This is a genomic window from Saccharopolyspora shandongensis, assembly GCF_900106995.1.
In the GTDB taxonomy this organism is placed as follows: Bacteria; Actinomycetota; Actinomycetes; order Mycobacteriales; family Pseudonocardiaceae; genus Saccharopolyspora; species Saccharopolyspora shandongensis.
On record NZ_FNOK01000036.1, the window covers coordinates 63754 to 86567 of the forward strand.

Here is a 22814-nt window from a genome sequence, read left to right on the forward strand (position 1 = left end):
CCACAACGCCCCAAAGCACTCCCGACCGAGCGGCGTTTCGCCTGGTCAGTACGCTCACGGCCCCGTGCCCGCAGCGGCCGAACGCCCGCGAGGGACGATCGGGGCATGCAGGAGCTGTTAACCGCCGACGCCGTCGCCGGAGCCACCGATGATCTGCTTGTTCACTGGGGCGCGCAGGCGTTGACGCCGGAGTACCCGCACGAGGCCGGGTCCGCGTGGCGGCACGGCGGCGCCGTGGCCGTCTACGCGCCGAAGTTGTCCAGATACGACCGCGTGCTGTTCAGCGGCCCGGCCGACGACGCGGCGGAGCTCCTCGCGCGGCTCATGGCGGAGGTGCGCAGCGACCGGCTCCGGCCGCTCGCCGGCGCCGAAATCGCCGGGCCGGTCGCGGAACGCCTCGGGCTGGAGGTGCGCGCGACCTTCGGGTGGATGCACCTCGCCGCCGAGCCGCCGAGCGCCCCGACCGCGGGCGTCGAGTGGCTCACCGGCGCCGACGAAGACGCGATCACCGGCCTGCTGCGCAAGGCCAACCCGACGTCGTACCTGTTCCCCGACGATCCCGGGGCCTGCCGCTGGGCCGGGATCCGCAGCGCCGACGGCGCACTGATCGCCGTCGGCGCCGACTCCTGGCCCGCTCCCCGGCTCCGCCTGATCTCCGGCGTCGCCACCCACCCCGACCACCGCGGCGCCGGTCTGGCCACGACGCTCTGCGCGTTCCTGACCGCGGAGCTCGCCCGCGACGGCGGCGTGGCGCTGATGGTCGACGCGGACAACGAGCCCGCGATCCGGGTGTACCGCGGGCTCGGCTACCGCTACCGCGCGATCACCGCGCTGGCCGGATGAGCTTGCCCGGGTTGAGGATTCCCGTCGGGTCGACGGCCTTCTTCGCCGCCGCGAGGACCGCGCCGCCGACATCGCCGATCTCCGCTTCGAGCCACGGCAGGTGGTCGGCGCCGACCGCGTGGTGGTGGGTGATCGTGCCGCGGCCCGCGATGGCGTCCGAGGCGGCCGTCTTCGCCCGCTGCCACTGGCCGAGCGGGTCGTCGGCGTTGCGAGCCGCCAGCACCGTGAAGTACAGCGAGGCGCCGGTCTCGTAGGCGTGCGAGATGTGGCACATCACGATCGGCGACTTGCCGTTGGCCTGCAGGTTCCGCACCAGCGCCGTCCGCACCGCGGAGCGCAGTTCGCTCAGATCGGTCCAGTGCGTCGCGGTCTCCAGCGTCTCCACGCACACGCCGCGATCCAGCAGCGCGTCGCGCTGCCGCGGCCCCGAGAACCGGTGCGACCGCCAGGCTTCGCCGACCGGGCGGCCCAACCGGACCAGACGGATTCCGCGCAGCGCGCGCAGGGTCGCCGATCGGCGCTGCTTCAGCTCGCCGCGCGACGCCGCGTCCCAGCCGAGCACCAGCAGGCAGGGCTGCCGGATTCCCCTGCCGCGCAAGTAGGTCTTCAGGGCCCCGGCCTTGAGCGCGCCGGAGAGTTCCAGCTGCACATCGGTTTCGTCCACATCGGACAGCCGGGTGACGTCCGCCAGCGCGCGTCCTTGCGCCAGCGCCCGCACCGCGTCGACGCCGGACTGCCAGCCGTCGACCACGAACGCCTCGTAGCGGCTCCGGGCCGGCGCGGGCCGGACGCGCAGCGCCACCTCGGTGATCACGCCGAGCGCACCCTCGCTGCCGACCGCGAGCTGCCGCAGGTCGGGGCCCGCCGCCGACGCCGGGGACACCCCGAGCCGCCACTCGCCGACCGGTGTCGCGAGCCGGACGCCCTCGACCATGTCCTCGAAGCGGCCGTAACCGGCGGAGGCCTGCCCCGCCGACCGGGTCGCGGCGAAGCCGCCGATGGTGGCCCGCTCGTAGGACTGCGGGAAGTGGCCGAGCGTGAAACCGTGTGCGGCCAGCAGGGATTCGGCTTCCGACGCGCGCATCCCGGCCTGCACCACGGCGATCCGCGAGCCTGGATCGAGCGAGACCAGCCGGTCGAGCCGGGCCAGGTCCAGCGCGACGACCGCGGTCTTGCCGCCGCGCAGCGCGTCGACGCCGCCGACCACCGAGGTGCCGCCACCGAACGGGACGACGGCGATGTCGTGCCGGACGCAGATCTCCAGGACGCCCTGCACCAGCTCCGGGTCCGTGGGCAGCAGCACGGCGTCGGGCACCTCGAGCCTGCTCCCGCCGCGGCGGCGCATCAGGTCCGTGTACGACATCCCGCCGGCGCGGCCGAGCCGTTCGGCGGGGTCGGTCAGCACCTGCTGCTCGCCGATCAGGGCCACGAGATCGGCGCGCGCCGCTTCCGGCAGGTCGCTCTCGGCGACGTCCAGCAGCGAGGCGGGAACCGCCGGCGTCGTGGTCTCGGCCAGGCCGGTTCGCTGGCGCAACCAGCGCAACGCGTGTAGCGACAACGGCGCAGCGGAGGCCCCCGATGGGGTCCAGCTGCCGCGGAGGGTGTGTTCGATCAGGCCGTTCACCAGTACAGTGTTACACATGACGTCGCAATGTCACAGCTCTCGAGGTGACAGCACCCCGCCGGCGCCCGGCCGCCCGGCCCGCCAGGCGGCCAACCGGGTCGGCGATGCCGAACTGTTGCACGCCGCCCGGGAGTGCGTGCTGACCAACGGCGTCCGGCGCACCACCCTGACGGAGATCGCGCGGCGCGCCGGGGTCAGCCGGATGACGCTGTACCGGCGGTTCCCCGACGTCGACAGCCTGGTCACCGCGCTGGTGACGGTGGAGTTCGAAGAGATCCTGCAGCTGGCCGGGTCCGGGCAGGAGACCGGCAACGGCCGGCAGCGCCTCGTCGCGGGGACGGTCCGCGGCGTGCGGCTGCTGCAGGCGGCGCCGCTGCTGCAGCGGGTGCTGGAGACCGACGCCGAACTCCTGCTGCCGTATCTGGTCGAACGGCTCGGCAGCACCCAGCTCGCCGCCGAGGGGTTCATCCGCGAATACCTCGTGCGGGGCCACGAGGACGGCTCGATCCGCCGCGCCGATCCGGCCGTGCAGGCACGCGCCCTGCTGCTGCTCGTGCAGTCGTTCGTCATCTCCGCCCGTCCCGCCTCCGGCGGCATCGACCCGGCGGCCCTGACCACCGAGCTGGCCCACCTCCTCGACGGCGCCCTCGGCCCGGAGCCCACCGATGCCTGACCACCCCCGGTACCCCACCGACCCGCCCGGAGGTCCGATGATCACCACCCCGCTGCCCGCCGGTTCGCTGCGCGCCACCTCGCTGAACGCCGCGCGCCGCACCGCCGACCTGTCCGCAGTCGCCGAAGACGAGGTGGACCTGCTGGTGGTCGGCGGCGGCGTGACCGGCGCCGGAACGGCCCTGGACGCGGCCGCGCGCGGGCTCTCGGTCGCCCTGGTGGAGGCCGAGGACCTCGCCTGGGGAACGTCCCGCTGGTCCAGCAAGCTCGTGCACGGCGGGCTGCGCTACCTGGCGCACGGCGACATCGCGCTGGCTCGCGAAAGCGCCGTCGAGCGCAACGTGCTGATGACGCGAACCGCGCCGCACCTCGTGCGGACGCTCCCGCAGCTCATCCCGCTGCACGGCAGCGTGTCGCGCCGCTCCGAGCTGGTGCTCGCCGCCGGGCTGCACGCCGGCGACGCGCTGCGCCGCACGGCTCGCACCCCGTCCGACGTGCTCCCGCCGCCCCGGCGGATTCCCGCCGCGGAGGCGCTCGCGCTCGTCCCGGGCCTGCGCTCCGCCGACCTGCGCGGCGGCCTGCTCGGCTTCGACGGCCAGCTCGTCGACGATGCACGCCTGGTCGTCGCGCTGGCGCGCACCGCGGCCGGGTTCGGCGCCCGCGTCCTGACCCGCGTGCGCGTGCGCAAGCTCGACGGCCGCGGCGCCGACGCGGTGGACCAGCGGACCGGCGAATCGCTGCGCATCCGGGCCCGTTCGGTGGTGAACGCGGCCGGGGTGTGGGCCGGTGAGCTCGCGCCGGACGTCGAACTGCGGCCGTCGCGCGGATCGCACCTGCTGGTCGACGCGGAGGCCGCCGGGATCGCGGGCACCGCGCTGGTCGCGCCGATCCCGGGCCAGTCGGGCCGGTTCCTGCTGCTCCTGCCGCAGTCCGACGGCCGCGCCCTGCTCGGGCTGACCGACGAACCGGTGCCCGGGCCGATCCCGTCCGTTCCCGAGGTTCCGCAGTCCGATGTGGACTTCCTGCTCGCTGGTGTGCGCGACGTGCTGGGGCAGCCGTTGGAGCGCAGGCACGTCCTCGGTTCGTTCGCCGGGCTCCGGCCGCTGCTGGCGCAGCCGGGCGCCAAGGGGTCGGCGGACCTGTCGCGCCGGCACGCGGTGCTGACCTCGCCGGACGGTGTGGTGACCGTGGTCGGCGGGAAGCTCACCACCTACCGGAAGATGGCCGCCGATGCGGTCGACGCGGCGGTGCGCACCGGCGGGCTGCCCGCCGGACCGTCGCGCACCGCGGCCGTGGCGCTGGTCGGCGCCGCGCCGCGGCGGCACCTGACCGATGTCGAAGCGGCGGCTCGGCTGGTCGCGAAGTACGGCACCGAGGCCGCGCGCCTCGCCGCGTTGGCCGAGTTCGACCCGGATCTCGCGGAGCCGATCGTGCCAGGCCTGCGGCTGACGGCCGCCGAAGTGATCTGGGCGATCCGCCACGAAGGCGCGCTCGACGCGGCGGACGTCCTGGACCGGCGCAGCCGGGTCGGGCTGAACCCGGCGGAACGCGAGTCGGCCCTCTCCGCGGTCGAAGCGCTCGTCGAGCGGGCGCTGCACGGCGTTTCGGGCTGAGCAAGCGCGGAAGTTCCGCCCGATCACGGGCCGTGCGTGTTTTGTGCTGCTGTAGCAGCACAAAACACGCACGGCCCCAGAACGCTCGAAGTCCGGGCCGCCCCGGCGATTCAGCCTCGCGCCGCCTCCCGACAAACGCAAATATCCCACATATTCGCCCGTCACCAGGCAGAATCGACATTCGAGCACCAATCGAGGGAGACGGGATGCCTGATCGCGAACTGGAGATCGACCGGATCTCCAAGCGCTACGGGGACGTCATCGCGCTGCGGGAGATGACGTTCTCGGTCCGCGCGGGCGAGATGTTCGGGTTCGTCGGCAGCAACGGCGCCGGCAAGACCACGACGATGCGCATCGCGCTCGGCGTGCTGGCCGCCGACTCCGGCGAGGTGCGCTGGAACGGCGCGCCGCTGGACCTGCAAGCCCGCCGCCGGATCGGCTACATGCCGGAGGAACGCGGTCTCTACCCGAAGATGAAGGTGGCCGAGCAGCTCGCCTACCTCGCCGAACTGCACGGTCTGTCCTCTGCGGACGCTCGTGGCGCCGCCGAGCGGTGGACCGAACGGCTCGGGCTGGCCGCCCGCCGCGGCGATGAGGTGCAGAAGCTCAGCCTGGGCAACCAGCAGCGGGTGCAGCTGGCCGCCGCGCTCGTGCACGACCCGGAGGTGCTGATCCTCGACGAGCCGTTCTCCGGGCTCGACCCGGTCGCGGTGGACGTGATGAGCGAGGTGCTGCGGGAGAAATGCGCCTCCGGAGTGCCGGTGGTGTTCTCCAGCCACCAGCTCGACCTGGTGCAGCGACTGTGCGACCGGGTCGGCATCGTCCGCAGTGGACAGTTGGTGGCCTGCGGCACCGTCTCCGAACTCCGCGACCAGGGGCCCGCGACGCTGGTCGTCGACGCACCCGACGCCCAGGCCGGCTGGGCCGACGACGTGCCCGGCGCCGAGGTCGTCGAGGTCGACGGCAGCCGGACCACGCTGCGGCTCGCCGACGACGCGGACGACCAGGCCGTGCTCAAGGCCGCGCTGGCCACCGGCCCGGTCCGCGAGTTCAGCCGGCAGCGGCCCGCGCTCACCGAACTGTTCCGCAACGTCGTCTCCGAGGAGCCCGCCGCATGAGCCCCGTTTGGCTGGTCGCCCGCCGGGAAATCCGCACCCGGGTGCGGACCCGCGCCTTCATCGTCGGCACCCTCGCCACCATCCTGATCATGGGTGGCTACGCGGCGCTCATGACGTTCATCGGCCACCAGGCCGGCACGACGAAGGTCGGCGTCACCGCGCAGGCGGCGGCCGTCGGCGCGCCGCTGCAGGCCGCAGGCACGGCCTTCGGCCAGTCCTTCGAGATCAGCACCGTCGACGAGGCCGCGGGCGAGCGGCAGGTGCGCGACGGCGACCTGGAGGCGCTGATCACCGGAACGCCGGACGCGCCGCGGCTGGTGGTGAAGCGGAGCCCGGACGGCGGGCTGCGGGCCGCGCTGGACGCGGTCGTGCAGCAGCAGGCGATGAACGCCGAGCTCGCCCGCGTCGGGCTGGATCCGGCCGGGGTCCGCGCCGCGACCGAGAGCGCGCACGTCTTCGTGACCAGCCTGGAGACCGAGGACCCGCACCTCGGCGAGCGGCTCGGCCTGGCCATCGCGGCCGGCGTCGTGCTCTACATGTTCCTGATCATCGGCGGCCAGATGGTCGCGCAGGGCGTCGTGGAGGAGAAGTCCAGCCGGGTCGTCGAGCTGCTGCTGTCCACGATCAAGCCGACCCAGCTGCTCGCCGGGAAGGTGATCGGCATCGGCCTGACGAACCTGCTGCAGCTGGTGATCATCGCCGCCGCGGGCCTGATCGCGTCCGGCGTCGGTGGCGTGCTGACGCTGCCGTCCGCGGCGCTGGCGGACACGCTCGGCTGGGGGCTGGCCTGGTTCCTGCTCGGGTTCTTCACCTACGCGACGGTCCTCGCCGCGGCGTCTTCGCTGGTGTCCCGCCAGGAGGACCTGCAGAACGTGATCAGCCCGGTGATCATGGTCCTGGTCGTGCCGTTCGTCATCGGCGTCTCGATGCTGCCGGGCTCGCCGGACAGCACGCTCGCCGCGGTGCTCTCGCTGGTGCCGGGCTTCTCCCCGACGCTGATGCCGATGCGCATCGCCCTCGGCGTCGCCGCCCCGTGGGAAATCGCCCTGTCGGTCGTCCTGAGCATCGCGGCGGTCGCGGTGCTCCTCCGCCTGGGCGGCCGCATCTACAGCAACGCGGTGCTGCACACCGGAGCCCGGGTGAAGCTCCGCGACGCCCTCCGCGCCGCCTGACCGAACCAAGGGGGCGAAACCGCCGCCGCGACGCTCGACGGTGCGGTGCGGGAGTCGCCGCAAGCGGCGCAGGCGCTTAGCCCACCCCCGTGCACCGCTACGCAAAACGAGCCTGGAAAACCGTCTGGACACGGATCGGCCCCGGGGACCGGCCGAGAGGCCGGTGTCCGGGGCCGCACGTTGGTCGGTCGCGTCGGCGACCGACTGGATTCAGGTTTCGATTCAGCGCTGGTCGATGGACTGGTAGGCGCGCTCCGGCGAACCGGTGTACACCTGCCGCGGACGGCTGATCTTGCGGGCCGGGTCCTCCAGCATCTCCCGCCAGTGCGCGATCCAGCCGGGCAGCCGGCCGAGGGCGAACAGCACGGTGAAGTACTTCGTCGGGAAGCCCATCGCCTTGTAGATCAGGCCGGTGTAGAAGTCGACGTTCGGGTAGAGCTTGCGCTCGACGAAGTAGTCGTCGGCGAGCGCCTTCTCCTCGAGCTTCAGGGCGATGTCCAGCAGCGGGTCGTTGGCCCCGAGCTTGCCGAGCACCTCGTCGGCGGTCTTCTTGATGATCGCCGCGCGCGGGTCGTAGTTCTTGTAGACCCGGTGCCCGAAGCCCATCAGCCGGACGCCGGGCTCCTTGTTCTTGACCCGGTTGACGAACGAGTCGACGTCACCGCCGTTGGCCTGGATGCCCTCCAGCATCTCCAGCACCGCGCTGTTCGCACCGCCGTGCAGCGGGCCGAACAGAGCGTTGATGCCGGCCGAGATGCTGGCGAACAGGTTGGTCTCGGCCGAGCCGACCATCCGGACCGTCGACGTGGAGCAGTTCTGCTCGTGGTCGGCGTGCAGGATGAACAGCAGGTCGAGGGCGCGGGTCAGCACCGGGTCGACCTCGTAGGGCTCGGCGGGGAAGCCGAAGGTCATCCGGAGGAAGTTCTCCACCAGGCCCAGCGAGTTGTCCGGGTACAGGAACGGCTGGCCGACCGACTTCTTGTAGGCGTAGGCCGCGATCGTGGGCAGCTTCGCCAGCAGGCGGACGGTGGACAGCTCCACCTGGTCCTTGTCGAACGGGTTGAGGCTGTCCTGGTAGAAGGTGGACAGCGCGGAGACCGCGGAGGACAGCACCGGCATCGGGTGCGCGTCCCGCGGGAAGCCGTCGAAGAACTGCTTGAGGTCTTCGTGCAGCAGGGTGTGCCGCCGGATCCGCTCGGCGAACTCGTCGTACTGCTGCTGGGTCGGCAGCTCACCGTAGATCAGCAGGTAGCTGACCTCGATGAAGTTCGACTTCGCCGCGAGCTCTTCGATCGGGTAGCCGCGGTAGCGGAGGATGCCGGCGTCACCGTCGATGTAGGTGATGTCGGAGAGGCAGGCCGCCGTATTGACGAAGCCCGGATCCAACGTCACCAAACCGGTCTGAGCCAGCAGCTTCCCGAGATCCACCCCGGGGGCGCCCTCGGTCGGCTGCTTCACCTGCATTTCGTGCTCGCCGGCGTCATAGCGCAGCGCGACGGTACGTTTGGCGGTCACGTCGTCGGGCATTCGGGAACCTCTCGCGCTCGTCGGGGTGCGTGTCGAGGCGACCGCGATTGCCCAGCCAAGCGGCAGGGCTGCTATGTCGCCCGCGCGCCGGTCGGGGTGTCCGAACCGCCGCAGCACCACCCCGTTGGGGTCCTGTCAGTAGTCACGCTAGACCGCAGGGGGGCCCTAGCGCAGCAATCGCGTTTCGGCTTTTTGGCAGGTGGGACCACGATCACATCACATCGGGGCGCTTCCGGCGGAAAATTTTCGACGCTCCGAAGCCGAACGAGCAGTTCATCGTGACCAACTGGCCCATCCGATCGGGCTAACCCGATCTCGGCCGGTCGGCCTCGCGCGGTTTACCTCACAAGGTGTCCTCGCGCACGTCAGAGGCGGTTCGCCGGCCGTCAGGCCAACTCGGCGGCCCACGGCGGCTCGGCACCCGGTCGGGAGACGGTGACCGCAGCGGCGGCCGCGGCGAACCGCAGCGCCTGCGCCCACTGCTCGCGGTCGAGCGCGCGGACGGCGCCCGCCGACAACGCGTCGTTGCGGTGCAGCCACGCGAGCAGGGCGGCTTGCACGGTGTCGCCCGCGCCGATGGTGTCGGCGACCTCGGCCCGCACGCCCGGCACCGACACCTCGCCGTCGCCGGTCACCACCGTCAGCCCGTCGGCTCCCCTGGTCAGCACCACCGCCGCCGGGCCGCCGCGCTGCCACTCGCGGGCCGCGGCGAGCACGTCCCCGCCGCCCGCGAGCCATTCGGCGTCGTCGTCCGAGACCTTCAGCAGCCCCACCGACGGCAGCCAGGAGGCGAACCGCGCGCGGTAGGCGTCGGCGTCGGCGATCAGGTCGGCGCGGATGTTCGGGTCCAGCGCGATGAACCGGCCGCGCGCGGCCTCCCGGAACAGCACCTCCTCGTACACCGAGGCGCCGGGTTCGAGCACCATGCCGAGGGTGCCCAGGCAGAGCGCGGTGGCCTGCTCGGGCAGCGGCCGGTCCTCGACGAAGCGGGCGGCGGTGCCTTCGGTGTGGAAGCTGTAGCGGGCCGAACCGTCCTCGGCCAGCCCGACCACGGCCAGCGTCGTCGGCTCCGGACCGCGCTGCACCAGGTCGACGTCCACGTCGGAGGACCGCAGCCGTTCGAGGAGCTTGTCGCCGAACTGGTCCGTGGACAGCCGGGCGAAGAAGGCGGCCGGAACCCCGAGCCGCCCCAGCGCGATCGCGACGTTGTACGGACCCCCGCCGAGGAGCGGGTGCAGCGGTCCGAGTTCGCCGTCGGCCGTGGACGGGTCCGGAACGAGGTCGACGAGGGCCTCACCGCCGATGACGATCACTTTTCCTCCACTGTGTACTGGGCGATCAGCCCGCCGAGCAGGAACTGCGACAACGCCTCGAAGGCCGCCGCGTCGGACAGGCCGGTGCGCTCGCCGATCTCGCCGCGCTGGATGCCGACGATGGTCAGCCCGACCATCTCGCCGACGAACGCGGCGTGCACTTCCCGGAACACGCCCTGCCGCACGCCCTCGCCGATGAAGCCGCGGAGCCGGTCCGCGGCGGCGTGCGCGTTGGCCTCGTAGGTGGTGCGGGTCGCGATGTTGGCGGCCATGTCGTCGATGAACTCGCGGGACGCCGGGCGCAGCGCCTCGGCCGCGGCATCCAGGTACGCCCGCACCTTCTCCCGCACGTCGTCGGCCGCCGCGACCCGCTGCTCGACCTGCTGCGTGGCGCTCTTGAAGTAGTGGGCGACGACGCGGACGGCGAGCTGCTCCTTGCTGCCCGCCAGCGTGTACAGCGTCGACTTGGAGCAGTGCAGCCGGGCGGCGAGATCGTCCAGGGTGAAGTGCGCGAACCCCTCCGCGAGGAACAGGTCGCGCAGCCGGTCCAGCAGCTGGGCCCGCCGCGCGTTCACCGGCCGGCGACGGCCTTCGGAGGTGGTCATCGGACGAAGCCTGCCACAGCACCCTCGAATGGTTGCGCGGATTCCTACTGGTGAGACTTCCACAGTACTGGAAGACGTCCTACAGTACTGCCATCAGTACTACCGGCAGCTGTCACACTGGCACCAGGAGCGCGATCCGCCATGCCCGTCCCACGTCTGCTTCCCACCGCAGAAGCCACCGACCTGCTCGCGCTGACCCGCGAGATCGCCCGCGATGAGCTCGCCCCGCGCGCGGCGGGCGACGAGGCCGCGGAGAAGTTCCCGCGCGACGCCTTCCGACTGCTCGGCCAGGCGGGTTTCCTCGGCCTGCCCTACCAGGAGGAACACGGCGGCGGGGCCCAGCCGTACGAGGTGTACCTGCAGGTGCTCGAAGAGCTCAGCAGCGCCTGGATGACCGTCGGCGTCGGCCTGTCGGTGCACACCATGAGCTGCTTCCCGCTGGCCCACTTCGGCAGCGCGGAGCAGCGCTCCCGCTGGCTGCCGGAGATGATCGGCGGCGAACTGCTCGGCGCGTACGCGCTGTCCGAACCGCACGCCGGCTCCGACGCGGCGGCGCTGAGCACGCGGGCCGCGCGGCAGGACGACTCGTACGCCGTCAACGGGGCCAAGGCCTGGATCACCCACGGCGGCGTGGCGGACTTCTACACGCTCATGGCCCGGACCTCGGACGACGGGCCGCGCGGCATCAGCTGCCTGCTCGTCGACGGCGGCACGGCGGGGCTTTCCGCCGGCCCGCCCGAGCACAAGATGGGGCTCACCGGCTCGCCGACCACGCCGCTGTACTTCGAGGACGCGCGGGTGCCCGCGGAACGGCTCATCGGGGCCGAGGGCGACGGCCTGAAGATCGCGCTGTCGGCGCTGGACTCCGGCCGCCTCGGCATCGCGGCCTGCGCGGTCGGGCTGGCGCAGGCCGCGCTGGACCTCGCGGTGGACTACGCGAAGCAGCGGCAGCAGTTCGGGCGGCCGATCATCGAGTTCCAGGGCCTGGAGTTCCTGCTCGCCGACATGGCCGCGGCCGTGCACTCGGCCCGGGCGACCTACCTCGACGGCGCGCGACGCCGGGACGCCGGGCTGCCGTTCGGGCAGCAGGCGTCGGTGGCGAAGCTCGTCGCGACGGACGCGGCGATGAAGGTGACCACCGACGCCGTCCAGGTGCTCGGCGGCGCGGGCTACACCCGCGACTTCCCGGCGGAGCGCTACATGCGCGAGGCGAAGGTCCTGCAGATCTTCGAGGGCACCAACCAGATCCAGCGCATGCTCATCGCCCGCCACCTCGCGAAGCACTGACCCCATCCGCAATTCCCGGTGAATCGCGGCAGTCCTCCACAACCTCCGGCATGTCCTGCCCCGACCCACCGGAGGTCCGCGGAGGAACCCGGGAGGACGGTCAGAAGGGCTTGAGGCCCCAGTGGCCGATCCAGTCCTCGCCCGGTTGCAGGACCAGGAGGTCCACCCCGGAGTTCAGGGCGTCCGGCGGGCAGGTCATCGGCTCGATCGCGATCGCCCTGCCCCGCCCCGGGAATTCGCCCGCCGTGTAGACCTGGACCCACTTGAACACCGGGTCGGCCCACAGCTGCACGCCGCGCCCGTTCGGATCGGTGAGGCTGTGGCGCACGAGGCCGTCGCCCGGCGCCGGGGTCGCGCCGCCGAAGGCGGTGTCCAGCAGCACCCCGGCCAGCCGGCGCCCGGTGCGGAAATCCACCTCGTCGCCCTGCAGGCCCCGCGGCGGCCGCACCGGGAGCAACCGGTCGGCGTCCACCGGCAGCACCGTCGCCGCCGCCAGCCGGAGCGTGCAGTCGTCGGTCTCGGCGTTGCCCGCGCGCGGATACGGGTGCACGCCGACCCCGAACGGAACCGCCCGCGCCCCGAGGTTCTCCACGGTGTGCGTGACGGTCAGGCCGTCTTCGTCCAGGGCGTAGCCGATGGACGTCAGCAGCGGTACCGGCCAGCCCGGCTGCGCGGGCACCATCGCGTGCAGGACCACTGTGGACTCGGCGTGCTCGACGAGGGTCCACGCGGTGTGCCGCAACAGGCCGTGGATCGCGTTCTGCCGCGCGGGCTCGGTCAGCGCCAGCTGCTGAGGCTCCCCGTCGAACAGCCAGCGGCCCCCGGCTACCCGGTTCGGCCACGGCACCAGGACGCCGCCCGCGCCACCCGGCGGCAGCCGGTCCGCGTCGAAGGATTCCGCGTACGGCACCCCGTCGACCTCGAAAACCCGAAGCGCCGCACCGACTTCGGTGACCACGGCTCGCGCGGCGCCGGAAGTGATCTCGAACTGCCGCCCGGTGGCGGGAACAGGCTCGTGCACATCGCCACTGTAGAAGCAGAAAGCCCTCCGAGCCGACGGAATCGGCTCGGAGGGCTCTCCGGTGCGACTTACTTGCCCAGGTTCGCGGCGTCGAACTTCTGCTGGCGACCGCCGATGAAGAAGTTGACCGCCCAGAAGATCACGCCGACGCCCAGCAGGATGCCGGCGATGATGTACTCCGTGCCCGGCCGGCCGGACAGCGGGCTGGCGAAGAACGCGCAGGTCAGCGCACCCAGCACCGGCACCCAGGTGGGCGCCTTGAAGTGCTTGTGCTCGACCTTGTCCTTGCGCAGCACCAGCACCGCCACGTTGACCACCGCGAACACCACGAGCAACAGCAGCGAGGTGGTGCTGCCCAGGTCGGAGATCTTCAGCGAGCTCACCAGGGCCACCGCGATGATGCTGGTGAACACGATCGCCACCCACGGCGTGCGCCGCGTGCGGTGCACCAGCCCGAACTGCTTCGGGATGATGCGCTCCTGCGACATGCCGTAGACCAGGCGGCTGGCCATCAGCATGTTGATCAGCGCCGTGTTGGTCACCGCGAACAGCGCGATCAGCGAGAACAGCAGCGGCGGGAACCACGGCGCCGCGGCCTTCACGACCAGCAGCAGCGGCCCGTCGGACTCCGCCAGCGTGTCGGTCGGCACCAGCGTCGAGGTGATCAGCGCGATCAACAGGTAGATCGAAGCGGTGATGACCATGCCCAGCAGCAGCGCGCGCGGGAAGGTCTTGGCCGGGTCGCGGGTCTCCTCGGCCATGTTCACCGAGTCCTCGAAGCCCACCATCGCGAAGAACGCCAGCGCGGTCGCCGAGGTGACCGCCAGCAGCGGCGAGGTGCCGGCGTTGAACTCCAGCAGCCGGCCGGGGTCCGGATCGACGTCGGGGCTGTGCGTCCCGGAGATCAGCGCGACGAGGCCGAAGACGATCACGATCGCCAATCCGGTGAGCTCGATGCAGGTCAGCACCACGTTCATCTTCACCGACTCGCCGACGCCGCGGAAGTTGATCGCGCCCAGCAGGAGCAGGAAGCCGATCGCCACGAGCCAGGCCCACGAGGAGACGCCGTCGCCGACGATCGCCTCCAGGTAGTCACCGCTGAAAGCCTGCGCGGCCGACGCGGCGGAGGTGATGCCCGAGCACATCACCGCGAACGCGATGATGAAGGTCAGGAAGTGCACCCCGAACGCCTTGTGCACGTACAGCGGCGCACCGCCCGCCTTCGGGTACTTCCCGACGAGCTCCAGATAGCTGAACGCGGTCAGGAAGGCGACCACGAAGGCGACCAGGAACGGAACCCACAGAGCCCCGCCCACCTTGCCGGCGACCTTGCCGGTCAGCGAGTAGATCGTGGTGCCGAGGATGTCTCCGACCACGAAGAAGAGCAGCAGTTTCGGGCCCATCACCTTCTTGAGGCCAGGCTCCTGCGCACCGCCGGGCGCGTCGTCGTTCACGGTCGTCTCGTTGGCCATAGCTGAGAAGTGTGCAATGCGGTTGGTCCAGCTGTCTGCCCACCCCTGGTCGAACTGCACTGCTGCGGTCGGCCCAGGCGTGGCACCCTGCCCAGTCCGCGATCACTGCTGATCGGAAACGGGGGCCCGGTAGCGCCAGAAGGCGGGCAGCAGGGCCGCCGCGATGACCGCGCCGACGACGACCAGGACGCCGCCGACCGTGACGGCCGCCGCGGTCCCGACCGCCGCACCCGCCAAGCCGTGCAGCGTGTCAGCCAGCCGCGGGCCGCCCGCGACGACGACGGTGAACACGCCCTGGATGCGGCCGCGCATCTCGTCGGTGGCCGCCGCCTGCATGATCGAACTCCGGTAGACCATGCTCACCAGGTCCGCGCCGCCGCCGAGGGCCAGGAAGAACACCGCCAGCCACAGCGAGTCCGACCAGCCGAACCCGATCACCGAGATGCCCCACGCCACGACGCCCACGGTGACGCCGACGCCGTGCCGGGCGATCCGGTGCAGCCAGCCGGAGAACACGCCGAACGCGAACGCGCCCAGCGGGATCGCCGCGAACAGCCAGCCCAGCGCCGCCCCGCCGCCCGGCGGATCGCCGAAGGTGCGCTCCGCCATCTCCGGGAACAGCGCCCGCGGCATGCCGAACACCATCGCGATGATGTCCAGCAGGAACGACGCCAGCAGCACGGAATGCATTGCGAGGTAGCGGAATCCGTCCAGCACGGCGCGCAGCCCGGCGCGCTTCGGGGCGCCTTCCTGCGGCGGCAGCGGCGGAAGCCGGAACACCGCCCACAACGCGGCGCCCAACGCCACCGCGTCCACCAGGTACAACACCGAAAGCCCGAGCAACGGCAGCAACACGCCGGCCAGCAGCGGCCCGATGATCGAACCGAGCTGGAACACCGTGGCCCCGAGCGCCTGCGCCGACGGCAGCAGGTGCACCGGGATCAGCCTGGCGATCGCAGCGCCGCGAGTGGGCATGTTCACGGCGAAGAACGTCTGCTGCGCGGCGAAGAGGATCAGCACCAGCCACACCGACTGGACGTTCGCCGCGGCCACCACCCACAGCAGCACCGCGCTGACGGCCAGCCCGCCGTTGGTGATCAGCAGCAGCTTGCGGCGGTCGACGGTGTCCGCGATCGCGCCGCCCCACAGGCCGAACACCAGCAGCGGCACCAGGCCGAAGATCCCGGCGAGGCCGACGTAGGCGGAGGAACCGGTGATGTCGTAGAGCTGCTTGGGCACCGCGACCGCGGAGAACTGCGCGCCGACGGCGGTGACGATGTTCGACAGCCACAACCGACGGTACGCCGGGTACTTCAGCGGACGGGTGTCGAGGAAGACCTTGCCCAGCAGGGACCGGAGGGATCGACGGGACGAGGTCGGGGTTCCGCTGCTGGTCTGCACAGATGCAAAACACTAGCGATTAGGACGGCTAACGGCATTCTATTTTCGCCCCGTGTGACCGATGTCTAACACCCGTCGACGGAACCGGACAAAATTCGCCAGCCGCCGATACGCCGCACGAACAACCTTCCTCACCTGCGAAAACGTCGACTTCGGAGCGAAATGCGGAATTTCGCGAGAATTCGACGACCACCCGGGCGAACATCGATTTCTCGCGAAATCGCCCGCCGCCCGGGTGACACCGGACTCAGGGAGCGAGGCGCTCGACGGTCCAGAGGTCGTTGGTGCGGCGGAAGCGCAGGCGGTCGTGCAGGCGGTCCGGGCGGCCCTGCCAGAACTCCACCGACTCCGGGCGGATCCGCCAGCCGCCCCAGTGCGGCGGCACCGGCACCTTCTCGGCCTCGGCGAAGCGCCGCTCGATGCCGGTCAGCGACGCCTGCAGCGCGGCGCGGTTGGCCACCACCCGCGACTGCGGCGAAGCCCAGGCACCCAGCTGGGAACCGCGCGGGCGCTCGCCCCAGTACTCCGCGGTCTCCGCGGTCTCGACCTTCTCCACCGTGCCGCGCACGTTGACCTGGCGCTGCAGGCCCAGCCACGGGAAGGTGGCGGCGGCGACCCGGGTGGCCTTGAGGTCGTGGCTCTTGGCCGAGGTGTAGTTGGTGAAGAACACGACGCCCCGCTCGTCGAATCCCTTGCACAGCACGGTGCGCGAGGACGGGACGCCTTCGGCGTCGGCCGTGGCCAGCACCATCGCGTTCGGCTCGACCAGGTCGGCCCGCACCGCCTCGTCGAACCACAGCTGGAGCTGCTCGTGCCAGGTGGCGGCGAGCGAGGACTCGTCCAACGCCCCCGCCTCGTAGGACACGCGCATGGACGGCAGCGCGACGTTGGCCTCCGACATCCTCATTCCTCCCTGACTCGCCCGGCAGCGGCACGACTCGACTTCTCCGGCTGTTCGCCGGACGGTACGGGTTGGACCGGCCGGCGCGACACGATTGGTGGCGCCAGCCACGCGTACGACGGTAAACGGGATCCGAACGCACGCCGAATCAGCGGTGCTTCACGATCGATTCCGCAACCGATGCAGTGATCGTTCCCACACTCGTTCGGACGCCCGCAGGCGGCGGATTCACCCGCCAGAGCCAGCCATCTCACACCTTCCGGCGAAATGCCCTTTAGCAGCTAAAACGGAACAATCAGACTCGGGCCGGCCCACGGTACCGCCGGTGCAGATCCGCGGTCCACATCGCCAGGACGAACGGGAACGTGGTCGGCACCAGACCGACCGCCTCGATCGCGCCGTGCAACAAAAGCACCGCGGGCACCGCGAGGACGCACGAACGCCAACCGCGCCCGGTGCTCAGCAGCCCGACGACGACCAGGGCCGCGTTGAAGCCGTAAACCCCGGTGCTGACGTCGGGCGGCGTGATCGGCAGCAGCTCGACCGCGAGCACCGACGCGGCGGCGCCGCAGAACGCGCCGACGGCCAGCCGGAACCGCACCAGCGCCAACCCGATCAGCATCACCACGCCCGGCAGCCAGCCGCTGACCAGGAACACCTCCGCTTCGGCGGTGAACAGGCCGAGGTAGTCGCCGTGCAGGCCGAGCACCGGCGACGGCGTCGTCGCGGCTGCGGGTGCCCAGTCGAGCCGGTGTCCCAAGTAGACGGTCAGCCAGTAGGTGAACACGAAGGGGGCGGTGCGGGCAGGGACCGTGAGGAAGGCGTCCGCGATGCGCATCAGCACCGTCGCGACGACCGCCCCCGCGGTTCCGACCAGCAACGCCAGTCCCAGCGGCTGGAAGGAGCCGACCGCTCCCAGCACCACCAGCGTTCCGTTGAAACCGAACAGGCCCTGGCCTATTCGCTCGTGCGGTATCCGCAGCGCCGCCGCGGTCAGCACGCCCACGACGCTGCCGACGACCGCGGCCAGCCCGAGCTGCGGCCCGGCCAGCAGCAGCGCGACCACGAACAGCAGTCCGGCGGGCACGCTGTCCTGCAGGTACACCTGCGATATGCCCGTGGGCACGGCGCGCAGCAGATGCCGCGCGCCGTGCCGCACTTCGGGCTCCGTTGCCTTCGAAGTGGTATTCACCAGCTGTGAACTCCTAGTTCCTTCGCCTCCGGGTGGTGCCCCATCGCCTCGGCGAGCCGGCGTTCCGCGGTCACGGCGTTCTCGCCCAACGCGGTGGCCATCGAGCCGCCCGCGGCCAGCGGCACCAGAGACCACCACTCGCCGCTGACCGGCTCAGCGGGATCGTCACCCCACACGACCGTCTCGGTCGCGAGCACCCGCGCCCCGGCGAGGTAACCCGTGCTCGCCCCGAGCCGGTCGGCGCCGATGTCCAGCCGCTGCCGCAGCAACGGCGTCCCCGACCGCACCAGGTGCGTCGTGGTGGTCAGCCGGCCGGGCCGTTCGCCGTACCGGCCGAGCACCAGCGTCTCCCGGCACCTGGCCCGCGCGCCGTCGCCGAGCTCGATGCGCATCTCGGCCTGGTGATCGGCGCGGGCGCTGATCACCGTGGCTTCGGGCAGGTAGTCGACCACGCCGTCGGCACCTACCTCGATGTGCACGGTGGACCGGCTGGTCCCGCCGTGCTGCCCGGGCAGGGCGACGGTGGCGGCGGTGCCGCGCAGCAGGAGCCGGGCGCCCGGCCCGACGCGGACCCGCAGGTCGACCTGGTCGCCGCCGACCGGCGTGGCCGCCGAACCGACCAGGTGCACCACGGCGGTGCCGTCCGCGCTCGCCGTCACCGCGCGCCGCGGCACCAGCGTCATCGGCGCCTCCGAGCGGAGCTCGCGCACCACGCTGCGCCCGCCGGCGCCGAGCTCCACGGTCAGCAGCGCACTGGCGCGCACGCCGCACCGCCTTCCGCCGGTTCCGGGCGCAGTTTCAATTGAAACTGCCGTCCCATCTCAGGCACTGACGCCGACCTTGAGCTGCTCGCGGACCCAGCCCGAGACGTCGGGGGCGTTCGGCGTGCGGGTCAGGGACTGGGTGATCACCGGGAGCTCGCCGCGCATCCGGTGCGCGTCCGAGACCATGACCTCCATGTCGGCGCCGACCAGCTCGGCCAGGTCGATCTTGTTGATCACCAGCAGGTCCGCGGTGGTGACGCCGGGTCCGCCCTTGCGCGGCACCTTGTCGCCGCCGGCGACGTCCACCACGAAGATCTGCCGGTCGGCCAGCCCGCGGCTGAACACCGCGGTCAGGTTGTCGCCGCCGCTTTCCACGATGACCAGCTCCAGCCCGGGGTGCCGTTCGGAGAGCCGGTCCACCGCGTCCAGGTTGGCGGTGATGTCGTCGCGGATGGCGGTGTGCGGGCAGGCACCCGTCTGCACGGCCTCGATCCGGTCGGTGTCCAGCACCCCGGCCCGGCGCAGGAAGTCCGCGTCCTCGGTGGTGTAGATGTCGTTGGTCACGACCGCGAGGTTGATCTCCTGGCCCAGCGCGCGGCAGAGCGCTGCGGTCAGCGCGGTCTTGCCGCTGCCGACCGGCCCGCCGATGCCGAGCCGGAACGGGCGCCCGTTCTGCGGTTCGGCGGGGAACGGGTCCGGTTCGGTCGCGGTCGGGTCGAAGTTGACCGGATGCGTGTGACCGTGCCCGTGGCCGTGTCCGTGTTCAGGAAGCAAAGAGACGCACCTCTTCCCGGTGATGGCGATCGTGCGCTTCGGCGAGCAGGTCCAGCGCCGGGGCGCCGGGGGCGGGCAGCTCGGCCGGGTCGAGCCCGGCCACCGCGGCCGCCTCGGCGGCGATCCGGTCGAGGTCGCCGGCCAGTTCGGTGACCACGGCGTTGGCGCCGAACGGGTCCAGCCCGAGCAGTCGGACGCCGGCGGAGGACGGTCCGCTGACCGCCAGGTAGCCGGCGGCCAGCGCGGCCTCCAGGGGCCCGGCCCCGGCGATGGCCGCCAGCGCGCCGAGCACGATCGGATGGTGTGGCCGCGGGGTCGCGGCCACCAGTTCGGTCAGCACCGGCGACGGCCAGGCGGCCTTGCCGGCGCGGATCATGCCCCGTCCCTGCGCGCGCGAGGCCTCCCGCTGCGCCGGGGACGGGGTGCGGGCGTCGAGTTCGACGTCCAGCTCCCGCCAGTGTCCACTTCGGACACCGCGGGACGCGGCGTGCGCCGCGGCGGCGGCGAACACCGCTTGCAGGGCGCCCGCGCCGTGCAAGCGCCCGTACAGGAATTCGCGCAGGTCGCCGATTCCCTTGATCAGCCCCCGCGCGGCGGCCTCTTCGACGCCGCCGGAGTGCACGTGCCCCCCGCCGGGGAACCGGGAGTCCGCGAGTGCCAGCACCGCAAGACCGGCTCGCACCGCTCTCCCCCTTCGATCTCGCCGGGACGAGGGGCCGGGCCCCTCGTCCCGCAGGTGGATGAAGGACGCCGCGAGGCGCCCTCCACCCGGCGAAGGTTTCCGCCGGGTGGCTTTCGGCCTGTCAGAACAGGAAATAGCGCTGCGCCATCGGCACCTCGGCGACCGGGTCCGGCTCGACGCGCTCGCCGTCGATGTCCACCGCGAAGGTGTCCGGGTCGACCTGGATGTCCGGGGTGGCGTCGTTGTGCAGCATGTCGGCCTTGCCCGCGGATCGCGTGTTCTCGACCGCGACCAGCCGCGAGCTCAGCTGCAGCTGCTCCGGCAGCTGCGCGTCCAGCGCCACCGGCGCCACGAAGAACACGCTGCTCGCCGCGGCCGCGCGCGGCTGCGCCCCGAAGCTCGGCCGCGCGATGTAGGGCTGCGGCGTGGGGATCGACGCGTTCGCGTCGCCCATCGCCGCCCACGCGGCGAACCCGCCCTTGAGCACGATGTGCGGGCGGACGCCGAAGAACTTCGGGTCCCACAGCACCAGGTCGGCCATCTTGCCGACCTCGACGGAGCCGACGTGTTTGGCGATGCCGTGCGCGATGGCCGGGTTGATCGTGTACTTCGCGACGTAGCGCTGCGCGCGGTTGTTGTCGGCGCGGCCGTCGCCGGGCAGCGAACCGCGGCGGCGCTTCATCACGTGCGCGGTCTGCCAGGTGCGCATGATCACCTCGCCGATGCGGCCCATCGCCTGCGCGTCCGAGCTCATCATCGAGATCGCGCCGAGGTCGTGCAGGATGTCCTCGGCCGCGATGGTGGAGGGCCGGATGCGGCTCTCCGCGAAGGCCAGGTCCTCGGGCACCGACGGGTTCAGGTGGTGGCAGACCATCACCATGTCGAGGTGCTCGTCGATGGTGTTGACGGTGTGCGGCCGGGTCGGGTTGGTCGACGAGGGCAGCACGTTGGGCTGCGAGGCGAGCCGGATGATGTCCGGCGCGTGCCCGCCGCCGGCGCCTTCGACGTGGAACGCGCTGATCGAACGGCCGTTGATGGCTTCCAGGGTCGACTCGTAGAACCCGGCCTCGTTGAGCGTGTCGGCGTGCAGCGCGACCTGGACGCCGGATTCCTCGGCCACCCGCAGCGCGCTGTCCAGCACCGCGGGCGTGGCGCCCCAGTCCTCGTGGATCTTGAAGCCGCCCGCGCCGGCGCGCAGCTGCTCCCACAGCGCCTCGCCGCGCATCGTGCTGCCCTTGCCCAGCAGCAGCACATTGACCGGCATGTAGTCGAGGGCCTGCATGATCCGGCCGAGGTTCCAGGCGCCGGGCGTGACCGTGGTGGCCTTGCTGCCCTCCCCGGGTCCGGTGCCGCCGCCGATCAGGGTGGTGAGCCCGGAGGCCAGCGCGGTGTCGATCTCCTGCGGGCAGATGAAGTGCACGTGGGAGTCGATGCCGCCGGCAGTGAGGATCTTGCCGTTGCCGGCGATGATCTCCGTGGACGGCCCGATGACCAGCGAGTTGTCCACGTCGTTGTTGGCGCTGGGGTTGCCGGCCTTGCCGATGCCCACGATGCGGCCGTCGCGGATGCCCACGTCGGCCTTGATCACGCCCCAGTGGTCGAGGATGACGGCCCCGGTGATCACCACGTCAGGCGTGCCCTCGGCGCGGATCGCGGCGGACTGCCCCATCGACTCGCGGATGACCTTGCCGCCGCCGAACACCACTTCGTCGCCGGAGCCGGTGGGCCCCTGGCTGCGGTCCTCGGTGACCTCGATCAGCAGATCGGTGTCGGCCAACCGGATCCGGTCGCCGGTCGTCGGGCCGAACAGCTCGACGTACTGGGACCGGTCAATGGACGATGTGCTCACCGTGGTGTCCCTCGCCTTTCTCGCCGTAGGTGAACGGGGTGGGTTCGTGGTCGCGGGCGTCGAGCTCGCCGGCGTACTCCAGCCGGAGGCCGCGCACCAGCCGGCCGCCGCCGACGGGCACCAGGTCGACCTCGCGGTCCATGTTCGGCTCGAAGCGCACGGCGGTGCCCGACGGCACGTCCAGGCGGTAGCCCCAGGCCTTGGCCCGGTCGAACTCCAGGCCCGGGTTGACCGCGGCGAAGTGGTAGTGGGAGCCGACCTGCACGGCGCGGTCGGCCCGGTTGACGACGGTGATCCGGATGCGTTCCCGGCCCGGATTCAGCGGAATCGGGCCGTCGCCGGTGATGATCTCCCCGGGACGCATGAGCTCTCCTCGAGATGTCGATACGGGATTGGGGCTGGCCGGATCGCCGCGTCAGGTGATCGGGTCGTGCACCGTGACCAGCTTCGTCCCGTCCGGGAAGGTGGCCTCCACCTGCACGTCGTGGATCATCTCCGGCACTCCGTCGAGCACCTGGTCGGCGCGCAGCACCTGGCGGCCGCTCTGCATCAGCTCGGCGACGGTCCGGCCGTCCCGAGCACCCTCCGCGACGTGATCGGTGATCAGCGCCACCGCTTCGGGGTAGTTCAACTTCAATCCGCGGTCCAGCCGCTCGCGCGCGAGGCGGGCCGCAACGTAGACGAGCAACTTGTCGCGCTCATGAGGAGCAAGGTGCATGAAAGCTATTTAACATACGAGGACCGACAGAGTCCGCCGTATCCAGCGGGTTTACTCCAGACAATTTACCCATTACAACCTTTTTTTCTACTTTTTGCCCCGCTAACTAAAATTTTTACGTCGTCGACATCGCCGTGTGATCTAGCTCATTTCGGAGATTTCCCCCACCGATTCCGATTGCTTCCGCCAAGTGGACGGGTGCACTGTGTTCCCGACGCCCCGCCACGTCCTCGGCCCGCGCACGCGGGCCCGACCACTCAGGAGAC

General features: G+C 71.5%; 21 protein-coding genes. 6 read left to right on the forward strand and 15 right to left on the reverse strand.

Annotated elements, in window-relative coordinates; genetic code table 11:
* The first annotated feature begins 105 nt into the window (after positions 1–105).
* Positions 106–843, forward strand: a complete 738-nt coding sequence (locus tag BLW84_RS30085; RefSeq protein ID WP_093272073.1) for a GNAT family N-acetyltransferase — start codon at positions 106–108, stop codon at positions 841–843.
* On the opposite strand, the gene BLW84_RS30090 is transcribed toward BLW84_RS30085, so the two are convergent.
* A complete protein-coding gene (locus tag BLW84_RS30090) occupies positions 824–2467 on the reverse strand; it encodes an FAD-binding oxidoreductase (protein WP_093272076.1) in 1644 nt (547 codons plus the stop codon). The genes BLW84_RS30085 and BLW84_RS30090 overlap by 20 nt on opposite strands.
* A gap of 16 nt (positions 2468–2483) precedes the next feature.
* On the opposite strand from BLW84_RS30090, the gene BLW84_RS30095 reads away from it, so the two are divergent.
* From BLW84_RS30095 to BLW84_RS30110, 4 genes are all read left to right on the forward strand, one after another.
* Positions 2484–3140, forward strand: coding sequence for a TetR/AcrR family transcriptional regulator (locus BLW84_RS30095; RefSeq protein WP_093272079.1), 657 nt, complete (start codon positions 2484–2486; stop codon positions 3138–3140).
* Between the two features lie 37 nt (positions 3141–3177).
* Positions 3178–4752: a glycerol-3-phosphate dehydrogenase/oxidase gene (locus BLW84_RS30100; protein WP_093272083.1), complete on the forward strand. Its 1575-nt coding sequence runs from the start codon at positions 3178–3180 to the stop codon at positions 4750–4752.
* 206 nt (positions 4753–4958) lie between these two features.
* Positions 4959–5870, forward strand: coding sequence for an ABC transporter ATP-binding protein (locus BLW84_RS30105; protein ID WP_093272086.1), 912 nt, complete (start codon positions 4959–4961; stop codon positions 5868–5870).
* Positions 5867–7042: an ABC transporter permease gene (locus BLW84_RS30110; RefSeq protein ID WP_093272088.1), complete on the forward strand. Its 1176-nt coding sequence runs from the start codon at positions 5867–5869 to the stop codon at positions 7040–7042. Before BLW84_RS30105 ends, BLW84_RS30110 begins: the two co-directional genes overlap by 4 nt.
* A 222-nt stretch (positions 7043–7264) precedes the next feature.
* On the opposite strand, the gene BLW84_RS30115 is transcribed toward BLW84_RS30110, so the two are convergent.
* From BLW84_RS30115 to BLW84_RS30125, 3 genes are all read right to left on the reverse strand, one after another.
* Positions 7265–8569: a citrate synthase gene (locus BLW84_RS30115; RefSeq protein ID WP_093272091.1), complete on the reverse strand. Its 1305-nt coding sequence runs from the start codon at positions 8567–8569 to the stop codon at positions 7265–7267.
* A 386-nt stretch (positions 8570–8955) separates the two neighbouring features.
* A complete protein-coding gene (locus BLW84_RS30120) occupies positions 8956–9882 on the reverse strand; it encodes a carbohydrate kinase family protein (RefSeq protein WP_093272094.1) in 927 nt (308 codons plus the stop codon).
* A complete protein-coding gene (locus tag BLW84_RS30125) occupies positions 9879–10487 on the reverse strand; it encodes a TetR/AcrR family transcriptional regulator (protein ID WP_093272097.1) in 609 nt (202 codons plus the stop codon). Before BLW84_RS30125 ends, BLW84_RS30120 begins: the two co-directional genes overlap by 4 nt.
* 141 nt (positions 10488–10628) lie before the next feature.
* Here BLW84_RS30125 and BLW84_RS30130 point away from each other — a divergent pair, with 141 nt between their 5' ends.
* Positions 10629–11774: an acyl-CoA dehydrogenase family protein gene (locus tag BLW84_RS30130; protein WP_093272098.1), complete on the forward strand. Its 1146-nt coding sequence runs from the start codon at positions 10629–10631 to the stop codon at positions 11772–11774.
* Positions 11775–11874: 100 nt separating this feature from the next.
* Here BLW84_RS30130 and BLW84_RS30135 read toward each other — a convergent pair whose 3' ends face one another.
* From BLW84_RS30135 to BLW84_RS30185, 11 genes are all read right to left on the reverse strand, one after another.
* Positions 11875–12795: an aldose 1-epimerase family protein gene (locus BLW84_RS30135; RefSeq protein ID WP_093272101.1), complete on the reverse strand. Its 921-nt coding sequence runs from the start codon at positions 12793–12795 to the stop codon at positions 11875–11877.
* A 68-nt stretch (positions 12796–12863) separates the two neighbouring features.
* Positions 12864–14267: an APC family permease gene (locus BLW84_RS30140; RefSeq protein ID WP_093272104.1), complete on the reverse strand. Its 1404-nt coding sequence runs from the start codon at positions 14265–14267 to the stop codon at positions 12864–12866.
* Between the two features lie 102 nt (positions 14268–14369).
* Positions 14370–15668, reverse strand: a complete 1299-nt coding sequence (locus BLW84_RS30145; protein ID WP_093272107.1) for an MFS transporter — start codon at positions 15666–15668, stop codon at positions 14370–14372.
* 247 nt (positions 15669–15915) lie between these two features.
* Positions 15916–16569 carry a pyridoxamine 5'-phosphate oxidase gene (pdxH, locus tag BLW84_RS30150; protein ID WP_093272109.1) on the reverse strand — a complete coding sequence of 218 codons (654 nt, stop codon included), beginning with the start codon at positions 16567–16569 and terminating at the stop codon, positions 15916–15918.
* A gap of 295 nt (positions 16570–16864) precedes the next feature.
* Positions 16865–17761, reverse strand: coding sequence for an urea transporter (locus BLW84_RS30155; RefSeq protein WP_177226766.1), 897 nt, complete (start codon positions 17759–17761; stop codon positions 16865–16867).
* Positions 17758–18525: an urease accessory protein UreD gene (locus BLW84_RS30160; RefSeq protein WP_093272115.1), complete on the reverse strand. Its 768-nt coding sequence runs from the start codon at positions 18523–18525 to the stop codon at positions 17758–17760. The genes BLW84_RS30155 and BLW84_RS30160 overlap by 4 nt, the downstream gene beginning before the upstream one ends.
* Positions 18526–18582: 57 nt before the next feature.
* Positions 18583–19299, reverse strand: coding sequence for an urease accessory protein UreG (ureG, locus tag BLW84_RS30165; protein ID WP_093272117.1), 717 nt, complete (start codon positions 19297–19299; stop codon positions 18583–18585).
* Positions 19289–19981, reverse strand: coding sequence for an urease accessory protein UreF (locus BLW84_RS30170; RefSeq protein ID WP_093272120.1), 693 nt, complete (start codon positions 19979–19981; stop codon positions 19289–19291). Before BLW84_RS30170 ends, ureG begins: the two co-directional genes overlap by 11 nt.
* A 121-nt stretch (positions 19982–20102) precedes the next feature.
* Entirely contained in the window at positions 20103–21830 is a 1728-nt protein-coding gene (locus BLW84_RS30175) for an urease subunit alpha (protein ID WP_093272122.1), read from the reverse strand.
* Positions 21811–22194, reverse strand: coding sequence for an urease subunit beta (locus BLW84_RS30180; RefSeq protein ID WP_093272125.1), 384 nt, complete (start codon positions 22192–22194; stop codon positions 21811–21813). The genes BLW84_RS30175 and BLW84_RS30180 overlap by 20 nt, the downstream gene beginning before the upstream one ends.
* A gap of 51 nt (positions 22195–22245) precedes the next feature.
* A complete protein-coding gene (locus tag BLW84_RS30185) occupies positions 22246–22548 on the reverse strand; it encodes an urease subunit gamma (RefSeq protein WP_093272126.1) in 303 nt (100 codons plus the stop codon).
* Positions 22549–22814 lie beyond the last annotated feature (266 nt).

What these genes read in the sequence shown, in the direction of transcription:
- BLW84_RS30085 (WP_093272073.1), top strand. Translation starts at nt 106, where the DNA reads ATGCAGGAGCTGTTAACCGCCGACGCCGTCGCCGGAGCCACCGATGAT.
- BLW84_RS30095 (WP_093272079.1), top strand. Translation starts at nt 2,484, where the DNA reads ATGACGTCGCAATGTCACAGCTCTCGAGGTGACAGCACCCCGCCGGCG.
- BLW84_RS30100 (WP_093272083.1), top strand. Translation starts at nt 3,178, where the DNA reads ATGATCACCACCCCGCTGCCCGCCGGTTCGCTGCGCGCCACCTCGCTG.
- BLW84_RS30105 (WP_093272086.1), top strand. Translation starts at nt 4,959, where the DNA reads ATGCCTGATCGCGAACTGGAGATCGACCGGATCTCCAAGCGCTACGGG.
- BLW84_RS30110 (WP_093272088.1), top strand. Translation starts at nt 5,867, where the DNA reads ATGAGCCCCGTTTGGCTGGTCGCCCGCCGGGAAATCCGCACCCGGGTG.
- BLW84_RS30115 (WP_093272091.1), bottom strand. Translation starts at nt 8,569, where the DNA reads ATGCCCGACGACGTGACCGCCAAACGTACCGTCGCGCTGCGCTATGAC.
- BLW84_RS30125 (WP_093272097.1), bottom strand. Translation starts at nt 10,487, where the DNA reads ATGACCACCTCCGAAGGCCGTCGCCGGCCGGTGAACGCGCGGCGGGCC.
- BLW84_RS30130 (WP_093272098.1), top strand. Translation starts at nt 10,629, where the DNA reads ATGCCCGTCCCACGTCTGCTTCCCACCGCAGAAGCCACCGACCTGCTC.
- BLW84_RS30140 (WP_093272104.1), bottom strand. Translation starts at nt 14,267, where the DNA reads ATGGCCAACGAGACGACCGTGAACGACGACGCGCCCGGCGGTGCGCAG.
- pdxH (WP_093272109.1), bottom strand. Translation starts at nt 16,569, where the DNA reads ATGTCGGAGGCCAACGTCGCGCTGCCGTCCATGCGCGTGTCCTACGAG.
- BLW84_RS30180 (WP_093272125.1), bottom strand. Translation starts at nt 22,194, where the DNA reads ATGCGTCCCGGGGAGATCATCACCGGCGACGGCCCGATTCCGCTGAAT.
- BLW84_RS30185 (WP_093272126.1), bottom strand. Translation starts at nt 22,548, where the DNA reads ATGCACCTTGCTCCTCATGAGCGCGACAAGTTGCTCGTCTACGTTGCG.